An 11,180-nucleotide genomic window follows, 5' to 3' on the forward strand; every position below is an offset into this window, starting at 1 on the left:
TTGTCTTTATTTTGGCTGGCTTCATGATCTACCGCACTTGGATGAACCATAAATCTGGCGAAGAAAATATTGAACAAGGCCAACAATTCCTTATCGAAAACGGCGCTAAAGAAGGGGTTGTTACGACTGAAAGTGGTCTTCAATACCTAGTTCTTGAAGAAGGTACTGGTACAGAGCACCCAACTAAGAACAGCAAAGTAACGGTTCATTACCACGGTACACTTATCGACGGCACTGTTTTCGACAGCTCTGTTGATCGTGGTGAGCCAATCTCATTTGCTCTTAAACAAGTGATCAAAGGCTGGCAAGAAGGTTTGACTTACATGGTCGAAGGCCAAAAAGTTCGCCTGTTTATCCCAAGCCAATTGGCTTACGGTAAAGGTGGTTCAGGCCCTATCCCACCATCAGCAACTTTGATTTTTGATGTTGAGTTAATCTCTATCAAATAATTGAAGAGACTGATTTAAGCCCTAACATACGAGCTATGTTGGGGCTTTTTTATATGTGAACGTTTGAATATTTGAAGCCACTTTTGTAACGACGGAATATACCTCAAAAAGCCGAAGACTAGACGACTGGTCTAATTTAACTTATGGTAAGCCCATGAACGATAAAACGAACGACACACGCCTGCATGTTTTAGATGTTGGCTACCAATTAATAGTGAACAACGGCTTTAACGGCGTTGGCTTATCGCAATTGCTTAAAGAAGCGGATGTTCCAAAAGGATCGTTTTACCACTACTTTAAATCTAAAGAGCAATTTGGCGAGGCTCTGATCCAGCACTATTTTGAGACCTACATCAGCAGAGTTGAAACTATTTTGGTTCATGGTGAAGGCAACCATTACCAGAGAATTATCAGTTATTTCACTCGATGGTCACAGATTGAAAACGGTACTTGTAACGCTCATAAATGCTTAGTCGTTAAGCTCAGCGCCGAAGTTTCTGATCTTTCTGATCCTATGCGCCAAGCGCTATTGAAAGGTGCTGAGAAAGTGACGCATACCATCGAGCAGTGCATTGTCGGTGGTATTGATGATGGCTCGATAAAGGTTGAAGAGAGCCAAGAAACCGCTCAAAATCTATATTCTATGTGGTTAGGCGCAAGCTTATTAAGCAAACTAAGCCAGAGTTCACGTAGCTTAGAATCAGCTTTAAACCTAACCCAACAGATTTTAAAAGGTAAAAACTAACCACGTACTGTGTTTAGTCTTTACTAACGACAGATAACCCGCCCTCTTATCATTTGATGACGGCGGGATTTTTAGACAACAAGACTAGACGACTGGTCTAATTCTAAATAAACATAATATAAAATTAAGGATACCCAATGACTCAACAAGACAACCGCCGCATCGTATTGGCTTCTCGCCCAGTAGGCGCACCGACTCAAGATAACTTCCGTTTGGAGGCAGTAGCCGCACCAACAATTAAAGACGGCGAGATGTTACTTCGCTCAGTTTACCTTTCTCTAGACCCGTACATGCGTGGCCGAATGAGCGATGCTAAATCTTACGCAGACCCTGTTGCGATTGATGAAGTGATGGTCGGTGCAACCGTGTGTCAGGTTGAAGAGTCAAACAATAGCGATTTTGAAGTTGGCGAATGGGTACTGGCTTACACCGGTTGGCAAGATCTTGGTGTGTCTGATGGTGAAGGCCTAATCAAACTAGGTAAAGAGCCTACACACCCTTCTTACGCACTAGGCATCATGGGTATGCCAGGCTTTACTGCGTACATGGGCTTACTTGATATCGGCCAACCTAAAGAAGGCGACACTCTAGTCGTTGCGGCTGCAACAGGTGCAGTAGGCGCAACCGTTGGCCAAATCGGAAAATTAAAAGGCTGTCGTGTCATTGGCGTTGCTGGTGGTCAAGAGAAATGTCAGTACGCGAAAGAAGTGCTTGGTTTTGATGAATGTATCGACCACAAAGCCGACGACTTCGCGGAGCAACTGGCTAAAGCATGTAGCAACGGCATCGACGTTTATTTTGAAAACGTTGGCGGCAAGGTGTTCGATGCGGTAATGCCGTTGCTTAACACTGGTGCTCGCATTCCTGTTTGTGGCCTTATTTCACAATACAATGCGACATCACTTCCTGAAGGCCCAGATCGCATGTCTAGCCTTATGGGCACTCTTTTGGTCAAGCGTATTAAGATGCAAGGTTTCATTATCTTTGATGATTACGCACACCGTTACAATGAGTTTGCTGTTCAAATGACAGAATGGTTGTCTCAAGGCAAGATGCATTACCGTGAGCACCTAGTTGAAGGCCTAGACGAGGCGCCACAAGCATTCATGGGTCTATTGGAAGGCCAAAACTTCGGTAAGCTTGTTATCAAAACAAACGAAGCTAAATAAATTCAAAAACTGAACCAGTTAACTAGGTAAAATCATGATTACTTTGCATCACCTAAACAAATCTCGCTCAAAACGCATCATCTGGCTATTGGAAGAGCTTGGAGTAGATTACCAAATCAAACCATACCAACGAGACAGTGTAACGTTTCTAGCGCCACCAGAATTGAAGGCCGTTCATCCTCTTGGTAAATCTCCGGTTATTGAAGACGATGGCGTCGTGATCAGCGAATCTGGTGCTATCACCGAGTACCTAATCGACAAATACGGTCAAGGTAAGTTCGCACCAGTGCGCGGCACCGCTGACTACGTGGAATACTCACAGTGGCTTCACTTCGCTGAAAGCTCTGGTATTCTGCCAATGCTACTTAAAATCTTTGTGATGAAAGACGGTTGCGAGACTAATTTCCTTGGCGGCTACGCTGATGATGAAAACCAAAAGATCCTAACCTTTGTCAACGAAGCGCTTGAAGGTAAAACTTACCTTGTTGCTGATACTCTGACGGGTGCCGATTTCATGATGTCGTTCATCGTAGAAATCGTGGGTAACTTCGGTGCCACTGCGCTCTACCCTAACATTGCTAAATACGGTGATCTTTTAACGAGCCACCCTGCTTACCAAAAAGCCGAGCAACTAGAGCTAGAACACTCGAACTGATCGAGTTTCAATCAAGCTCGGACGCGCTTCGGATAAGCAAAAGCAACTAAATGAAGCCAAAGCCGATTTATCTTTCGCTTTGGCTTCTCATTTGCCTTCATTTCGACAACAATACCGAACTCTAACTGAACAGCCATAGAGTTTGATCTTCATGTCAGCAAACCTTGCTCAATACACACCACTGCACCTAAAAAACGACAATACGAATGTAGACTTACCGCTACCGACTCGTTTTACGTTTCCGTACTACTACACACCACATCCAACGTGTGAGTTTGCCATGCAGCAACTTCAGCAGTCGTTACTCGACTGCGGTGTGAATGAAACATCGCAAGGCAACCTCTACGCCGTGCTTCTTGTTCAGAACCCAACTACACAAGAGCTAGGTTACCTTTCTGCGTTTTCAGGTTTGCAGTTATATCCGTCTTTGGCCTCTCAGTTAAACAACATTAACTTTGTTCCATCAGCCTTCGATTCAGAACAGTTTCAATCTCACAACAGTGCAAACCTTGCTCGCCAATCGCAACTAGCGGATGACATTGAAAAACTACAACAGTCGCACAACCTAGACGCATTATTGGCTGAATTTGAAGAGTTAAAAATCGAATCAGCACAAGCTATCGAAGCCTTTCAATTAGCCTTGGCAGCAAACAAATCTCAGCGTAACGAACTCAGAGAACAAGCCAATCAAGAAAAGGCATTGGGGAATCTAGAGTCAGCAGCGAATTTGCTCAAACAACTGGGCAATCAAAGCAGCCAAGAGAAACGCGACTTAAAAGCACTTAGAATCGAGTGGAAACAAAAGATCGCAGAACGCCAGTCGCAAGTTGATGCTATCGAAAGCGAACTCACGAGCCGCAAGCAAGAGTACCAAGCGATCTCAGCCGAATTAGAAGCGCAACGGTTGTCTCATTATCGCTTTAACAACCAAGCTCTCGAATCAAAGAACCTGCTTGAATTGTTAGATGGCAAAGACGCTCTTGAAGGCTCTGGCGACTGCTGCCTACCTAAGCTGCTTAATTTTGCTTTTGAACACGGCTTTCAGCCATTAGCATTGTCTGAGTTTTGGTGGGGATTGCCTCCAACGGCTGTCATTCGCCAGCACGCAAACCTGTACCCGGTTTGCCAAAGTAAAAGCTTCGAGATCCTCGACCACCAGCTAAACGGCATCGAATTAGAAGAGAACCCGCTTATCGTGAACCCTGCGGTTGGTAAGTCGTTTGATATTGTCTATGAAGATGACGAGATCGTGGTGGTGAATAAACCCGAGGAGTTCTTGTCGGTTCCTGGTAAGTTTATCGAAGACTCTGTTTATACCCGTATTAAAGCGCGTTATCCCGATGCAACAGGCCCTTTGATTATCCATCGATTGGACATGTCGACGTCAGGCTTATTGATCTTGGCGCTGACCGCAGAGTCCAATAAACACATCCAGAAGCAGTTCATTGATAGAACCGTAGAGAAACGATATATAGCTCTGTTAGATGGTGAAATCGACGGCAAATCTGGCGATATCAGCTTGCCCTTGCGCGGCGACATAACAGACAGACCAAGACAATTGGTTTGCCATGAACATGGACGTAATGCTGAAACTCATTGGGAAGCGGTCAGCACCAACAATGGCAAAACCAAGGTTCACTTGTACCCTAAAACAGGACGAACCCACCAGCTGCGCGTACACTGTGCTCACCCGTCAGGCCTTGGTGTACCGATTCGTGGTGACGACTTATACGGATACAAACGTGAGCGTTTACACCTTCACGCTGGCTACTTAAAACTGATTCACCCAACAACCGGTGAATGGCTCGAGTTTGAAGTGCCTTCTGAGTTCTAAACCGTTTCCATTTGGTAGGGCTTCGTGCCCTACTCTTATTTCCTTTGCCTCTCATAGCTATCGCTACATGTCGAATAAACTTAGTACGATGCAATGACCAAGAAGCCAGAACCCAACAGAGTAACCATCGCGGGAATACCATCCTTCCACGTATCGAATCTCAAATGAAAGTAAATCGCCCCTAGTGAAGTACTCGCTAATATCAAACCTCCCATCAGTTGCGTATGTTCAGGTGCTAAACCAACCAAAGCACAGAGCAACAATACAGCTCCAGTAAACTCAACCATGCCAACTAGAAACATGATGACGCGATTTAATCCATAGCTTTTAAAAAAGCCAAGCTGGATTTCAAACACTTTCTTTTGCCAAGCAATTGTCTTGATTGAACTCGCCAATAAAAAGAACACCACTAGTAATACACTCACTACTGTACTCATGTTGCCACCTTTCTTAAGAATCATTAACGTAGTGGAATCATTTAACCATTCATAAATAGAACGATAAATGCTAGTTTTATGATAGTTAGGATTCCAATTTGGAATGATTGGGTTTAGGTACAAGATATAGGACAACTAGAATGGATAAAATTGAGTGTATTCGTATCTTCGTGGAAACTGCGCAGCTGAACAGTTTTACTGCTACTGCCAATAAACTCGACGTGACACAAAGTGCCGTAAGTAAAAAGATTGCGTGGTTAGAAAGTGATTTAGGAATGACGCTGTTTCAGCGAAACAGTCGCAAAATATCCCTAACCCATGCAGGCAAAGACTACCTGACTTATTGCTCCCGTTTACTCGAAGAGATGTCTACCATAGAAAGTAGGCTCAAGCGTGAAACAGAATCCGTGGAAGGTGAGCTTAAGATATCTGCGCCAAGTGCTTTTTCATCGATGTTACTCAGTGAGCCACTTCAAGCTTTCATTGAACAGCACCCAGGTATCCGCATTAACCTCAGCATCGATGACCGCATCGTCAACCTTAATGAACACAATATTGATGTTGCCATCCGCGCGTCACAACTCAAAGACTCAGGGCTAAAAGCACGCTTCTTGTTTAACAACAAAGTTCACTACTTCGCATCACCAGATTATCTAGAAAAACAAGGGATTCCTCTGTATCCACAAGATTTGAGCGAACACCAATGCTTAACCTACTCCCTGATGAGCCCTGCGAATGAATGGCGTTTTACCGACAAGAGCGACAAAACTAATACCATTAAAGTAAATCAAATATTCACTTCAGATAGCCCAGATATGCTACTTAAAATGGCTCGACAAGGTTTAGGTATTGTTGCTTTACCGGATTGGATGGGCAAAGAGTATGTTGAGAAAGGAGAACTAAAAAGGTTATTGGAAGATTGGAGTAATAACCAGCTACCAATGTACGTGGTGTATCATGCGAGCGATTATTTGCCCCAAAGAATCCGAGTGTTTATCGATTTTCTTGCGAAGTATTTGAGCGCAAGGAATAGTTAAAGCTCTAAGAACAGTTAGAGCTCAACTAACATCGATAGCTAAGATAAAGTCTTAACCCATTACATCCTTGCGCTGATCAACACATTCAAAAGAGGCCATTTCGAATTCACGACAGATCCAAGGTCGGTTTTCGTAAATAGTACACATCAGTGTTTCTCTATCTACAGCAGAACACCAACCGTCGTCGAGTCGCAACATCGTTTCGCCGCCCCATTCATCATAAGCGATATGCTCTTCAGGTACGCCTGTATCTGTGATGATCATAACCTCTAAACGACAACAGCATGCCTGACAATTAGCACATGTTACTTCGGGTTCGGTTACGTTCTTTATCTCAATCGTCATAAGTGACTACGCTGCTAAATTTTGCGTATAGTAATCGAAACCGACCGCTACGGCTAATAAAGATAGTGCGGCGCAGTGTTTTGATTGATGTAGAAATAAAAATAGGCGCTGTGATTTACTCACAACACCCATACTATTTATGGTTTTCCATCGCGACTTGTCGCCACTATCTCGCTTTACAACAGACTAGCCTCGATTTAGAACAGACTAGCGAAAAATAGCTTTACGTAGTCCATCAAGCGTTTGAACAAGCCAGCCTGCTCTACCGCTTCCAACGCGATCAAAGGTTGAGTTTGAACATCTTCACCATCAACGGTGTAATGAACAACGCCTAAGGTTTGGCCTTCTGAAATCGGGGCTTTCAGTTCAGATATTAGTTCAATCGATGCCGTTAACTTTTTGCTGTCTGACTTAGGCAGCGTAATAAACGTATCTTCTGCAACGCCTAGCTTCAACGTATCTTGAGCACCAAACCACACCTTCTCTTCAGCGACTTGGTCACCGCCTTGATGAGGGTTTAGCGTATCGAAGAAACGAAAACCATAGCTCAACAATTGTTTGCTGTCTGACTCACGACTCTTAACGCTTGATGCGCCCATCACAACCGCAATAAGTCTCATCTCACCTTGTGTCGCCGAACTCGCTAAACTGTAGCCGGCACCAGAGGTGTAGCCTGTTTTCATGCCATCGACCGTCAAGCTTCTATCACGTAATAAGCCATTGCGGTTGTGTTGTGTAATCTTGTTGTAGCTAAACGAGCGTTCGCTGTATAAACCATACACATCCGGTAAATCGCGAATAATCGCACGGCCTAATAGAGCGATATCATAAGGCGTTGAATAGAGATCGTCCGCATCTAAACCATGTGCATTCGCAAAATGGGTATTTTCCAGTTTTAGCGAAGCTGCCCAAGAGTTCATCAAGTCAACAAATGCATCTTGTGAGCCAGCAACATGTTCTGCAATCGCAACACTCGCATCGTTCCCTGATTGAATAATCAAGCCACGGTAAAGATCCATCATCGCGACATCAGTGTTCACTTCGATGAACATTTTTGAAGAATCAGGGAAGTTTTTCGCCCATGCGTTTTCGCTAATTCGCACCTGATCATCCGCAGAGATGTTACCTCGTTTCATCTCTTGTCCAGCCACATAACTGGTCATAAGCTTGGTTAAACTCGCTGGGTTCAACTTAGTGTGTGCGTTTTTTTCTACCAGCACATCACCAGAGTTAAAATCAATTAACACATACCCTTTTGCGCCTAGGCTAGGTGGGCTTGGTACTATAGAAGGTGCCGCGACAGCAGTATTTGCTACGATCGCTGCGTTACTTACAATGAACATACTTAATAGAGGGAGAGAGTATTTTGAGAACCGTTTCATTGAATTAAACCTAAGTTAACGTTTTGTTCAGTATAGACAAATGCTAGCAAAAGAAGCGCGAACTTTACGTTGCTTTACGTATTTGTACGGTTCGTTACAAATAAAAAAGTATAATCTGCGACCTGTCCGTTTTTTGCACAAAAACGATTGACTCAATGAATGCATTCAACACTTCGCTTTACCTCTCGGGCATACGTCTAAATAACATTTCAACAAAGCCCATAACCCGCTGTTTGCTTTCGCTCGGCTCTAAATCAGGTTGGATACCAGACTGCGCCAGTGCTTGCCACTGTATAACTTCCGAATTAGGAACAAAAAAAGCAATATACAAAGATCCTTTCTCGCTTACCTTTCCATCATCACTATAAAATGGCACACCTGTAGATAGCTGAATCGCATCAAAGATCGATTCATCGTTCAGTTCAGATTCTTCAGCTAATCCAAAACCCACTACGACATCACCAGCCCCGGATTTCAACTGATAACCTTTCAATGAAAGTTGTTCTTTAATCGCTTCGCGTACAAGATCAGTGACGACCGTCTTGTCATATTTTTCAGAAAGGTACACTTGCTCTGATTCGGGATGCCATGAGTACGTGACTACCCCATGCTTCATGAAATCAAAGTCACCACTGGTCACCACGCCATAATTGTGAGTTGGAGTCGTTTCATTGGTTGTACACGCTGTCAGTCCAATCGCTATCAAAGCCAACAACGCGACTTTATTTACGCCTTTTGTTGCACATATGAATCGTTTTATCATTCGCGGCTTCCTTTCCTATACAAGAATAATTATCAATTTGACCTTCAACATAAACAGTAATTATATTAATAGAAAGATCATTAAACGTTTGCGTAATCGCTAACCTTCACTTCTACTCATTTTGGGGGTTTAACCACAGAAATAGACTCGGTATAGTAAACTTAGTTAAACATAACCAAACCATTCGGGGCACGGAGCTTCCTCAATCATCTCATGAAGAGAAGAATTGGTACCGATAAAGCATCGGCAAATTTAAGAGGGTCACACAATGGAATTCAATATGGTTGAAATTTTAGGTTACGCGGCATCTATTATGGTCGCAATTTCATTAACAATGAAAGATATCGTGCGTCTGCGTGTCCTTAACTTTGTTGGCTGTACTCTATTCACAGCATACGGCGTTATGATTGATGCATGGCCAGTGGTTGCAACCAACGGTTTCATCGCTTGTGTGAACATCTACTTCCTTGCAAAAATGCAAAAGGAAAAAAAAAATGAAGCGATGAAAGCAGCAAAAGCTTAGATTAACGGCTAGCACTTTCAAACAATTCTAAAAAAGCCCAAATAGAACGTTCTATTTGGGCTTTTTCATGCTTATCAATTTTAGAAAACTTCAATGCCAGACAATACGATATTGACTCTCTCTGTATACCTGTGTGTTATTGCGTCCATTCTTTTTCGCTTGATAAAGTGCTTTGTCAGCTTGGTCTATCGTGCCTTCTATGTGGAACAGTGCATTTGCATAGCGACACCCAACACTGACCGTTACAGGTAACACTAACCCCTCAATTTTTTCGACGCTACGCCTAAGCTCTTCCGACAACTCGTACAATTGATATTCATTGCAATCAAAAGTCACAAAGATAAATTCCTCACCGCCATAGCGAGCAATTAGACGATTTTCATTTGCAAATTGCTTCAATACTTTTGCAACGGCACAGATCACTCTATCGCCTTCATTATGCCCGTGTAGATCGTTTACCGATTTAAAATGGTCAATATCTAGAAGAATGATACCAACACCTTTTAACGGATAAGGCGAACACTCTAAAATTCTCATCTTAACCTGAGAAATAAAGTCCCGCCGATTACTCAACCCCGTAAGATAATCTAAGCTAGCTACATCTAAGATCTTTAAATGACGGTGCCGCAGGTAAAGCACCAAAACGGCGATGATGCTAAGCAAACTTATAACCAAGGTCATCAAACTAACTAGCAATAAACTGTGGTTCTTATTGAGCTCTTGCTCCAAAACTCCAGCAGAAATGATCCAATTCAGATATGGGTAGAACTTATAGAAAATGTTTTTGTTTGTCGTACCGTTGTCATCTGAAATTGAGTAACTAAAATGCCCTTCAGGCTCAGCAACGACCTTATCGATGAGCAACTCTGATGAATAACCAATTAAGGCTTTCAAGTGTTCGTGTTCAAAATTGGGTCGGAGGACTAGCTCGCCTTGCAAATCAACAATATATACATAACCACTATCGCCATATGAATACTTTCTTAGTTTATCTTTAAGCGCTTCGAGATCGACCAAGTACATGAGTTCATCTTTATAAGTGGTCGCCACCAATGTATTACCACTCGGTAGCCTCACTGAATACGCGACCTTCGCACGCTTGCCGACTTCATGTGGATTAGCATGAGAATACTGAGTCATTCCAGACTTTGAGGTCAGTTGCGTTTGAATATGGGTTAAATGCGCGCGATTTTGCCCTTGTAAAAACGGATGATACAGGTGGACACCTTGTGGTGACATCAAATAGATATAACCTGACTCTCCAATCACCAATTCGTTAGCAATTCGGATGACTTCTTTAACTTCTTGTTCTGGAGTGACACCTAGTGTGTGAGAAGCGACAGTATCAGTCACACCTTTGAGATAGGTTTTAATAGCTTCGTTAACGGTAGTATCTACGATGTCGTAGCTTGCGTTTACAATAGTACGGAAGAAGAATTGATTAGACTCTAAAAGTGATTCTTTGGTTCGGTTAAATTGAATAGCGGAGAGGACCAGAGATACTAGGGCCAACACGATGGAAAAGTTGAGGATATACTTACGTCTTACTTTCAAAATTACCTCATAGCTTTTAAATTTTAGGTAACGCTAATGTTCTTATAAGCAGACTGTTTTATATCACATTTATCTATTTTACTGAACGATAGTCGATATTAATAGCGCCCTTCATGTGCAATCTGTGACTTATAGCAAAAACGCCGAACTGGATTCAGTTCGGCGTTTTGATTTTACGTTTAAATTGATAACTTAATTTATACTAAAGCCCTGATAAATCGACTTAAAAGCATTCGCATTTATTACCTATTACTACGCTCTATTGTCTATAAATACATTGCTTAGCC

Annotated in this window: 12 protein-coding genes; 7 read left to right on the forward strand and 5 right to left on the reverse strand. The window is 42.8% G+C overall.

All coding sequences use genetic code 11. The annotated features are described in order from the left end of the window. The 5 genes from MED222_RS18815 to MED222_RS18795 form a co-directional block, all read left to right on the forward strand. A partial coding sequence (locus tag MED222_RS18815; RefSeq protein ID WP_009845489.1) for an FKBP-type peptidyl-prolyl cis-trans isomerase occupies positions 1-449 on the forward strand: 449 nt, incomplete at its 5' end. Between the two features lie 154 nt (positions 450-603). Beyond that, positions 604-1,194 carry a TetR/AcrR family transcriptional regulator gene (locus MED222_RS18810; protein WP_009845490.1) on the forward strand — a complete coding sequence of 197 codons (591 nt, stop codon included), beginning with the start codon at positions 604-606 and terminating at the stop codon, positions 1,192-1,194. A gap of 137 nt (positions 1,195-1,331) precedes the next feature. Beyond that, entirely contained in the window at positions 1,332-2,363 is a 1,032-nt protein-coding gene (locus MED222_RS18805) for an NADP-dependent oxidoreductase (RefSeq protein ID WP_009845491.1), read from the forward strand. 34 nt (positions 2,364-2,397) lie between these two features. After that, positions 2,398-3,018, forward strand: a complete 621-nt coding sequence (locus MED222_RS18800) for a glutathione S-transferase family protein (RefSeq protein WP_009845492.1) — start codon at positions 2,398-2,400, stop codon at positions 3,016-3,018. A gap of 151 nt (positions 3,019-3,169) precedes the next feature. Beyond that, the gene (locus tag MED222_RS18795) at positions 3,170-4,852 is read left to right on the forward strand and encodes an RluA family pseudouridine synthase (RefSeq protein ID WP_009845494.1); all 1,683 of its coding nucleotides are present in this window, start codon (positions 3,170-3,172) and stop codon (positions 4,850-4,852) included. Positions 4,853-4,932: 80 nt separating this feature from the next. Here the strand turns inward: MED222_RS18795 and MED222_RS18790 are convergent, their stop codons facing one another. Next, positions 4,933-5,313 carry a DoxX family protein gene (locus MED222_RS18790; protein ID WP_009845495.1) on the reverse strand — a complete coding sequence of 127 codons (381 nt, stop codon included), beginning with the start codon at positions 5,311-5,313 and terminating at the stop codon, positions 4,933-4,935. Positions 5,314-5,429: 116 nt separating this feature from the next. Here MED222_RS18790 and MED222_RS18785 point away from each other — a divergent pair, with 116 nt between their 5' ends. Beyond that, positions 5,430-6,326 carry a LysR family transcriptional regulator gene (locus MED222_RS18785; RefSeq protein ID WP_009845496.1) on the forward strand — a complete coding sequence of 299 codons (897 nt, stop codon included), beginning with the start codon at positions 5,430-5,432 and terminating at the stop codon, positions 6,324-6,326. A 51-nt stretch (positions 6,327-6,377) separates the two neighbouring features. Here MED222_RS18785 and MED222_RS18780 read toward each other — a convergent pair whose 3' ends face one another. From MED222_RS18780 to MED222_RS18770, 3 genes are all read right to left on the reverse strand, one after another. Continuing rightward, complete coding sequence (locus tag MED222_RS18780) at positions 6,378-6,671, reverse strand: YkgJ family cysteine cluster protein (RefSeq protein WP_012600484.1); 294 nt, start codon at positions 6,669-6,671, stop codon at positions 6,378-6,380. A gap of 197 nt (positions 6,672-6,868) precedes the next feature. Then, positions 6,869-8,053, reverse strand: a complete 1,185-nt coding sequence (locus MED222_RS18775; RefSeq protein ID WP_017097507.1) for a D-alanyl-D-alanine carboxypeptidase family protein — start codon at positions 8,051-8,053, stop codon at positions 6,869-6,871. Positions 8,054-8,231: 178 nt separating this feature from the next. After that, complete coding sequence (locus MED222_RS18770; RefSeq protein ID WP_009845499.1) at positions 8,232-8,816, reverse strand: DUF4136 domain-containing protein; 585 nt, start codon at positions 8,814-8,816, stop codon at positions 8,232-8,234. A 268-nt stretch (positions 8,817-9,084) separates the two neighbouring features. Here MED222_RS18770 and MED222_RS18765 point away from each other — a divergent pair, with 268 nt between their 5' ends. Then, positions 9,085-9,339, forward strand: a complete 255-nt coding sequence (locus MED222_RS18765; protein WP_009845500.1) for a YgjV family protein — start codon at positions 9,085-9,087, stop codon at positions 9,337-9,339. A gap of 90 nt (positions 9,340-9,429) precedes the next feature. Here MED222_RS18765 and MED222_RS18760 read toward each other — a convergent pair whose 3' ends face one another. Continuing rightward, positions 9,430-10,893, reverse strand: a complete 1,464-nt coding sequence (locus MED222_RS18760; protein WP_009845501.1) for a sensor domain-containing diguanylate cyclase — start codon at positions 10,891-10,893, stop codon at positions 9,430-9,432. Positions 10,894-11,180: the final 287 nt, after the last annotated feature.

Source organism: Vibrio sp. MED222, assembly GCF_000153005.1.
In the GTDB taxonomy this organism is placed as follows: Bacteria; Pseudomonadota; Gammaproteobacteria; order Enterobacterales; family Vibrionaceae; genus Vibrio; species Vibrio tasmaniensis_A.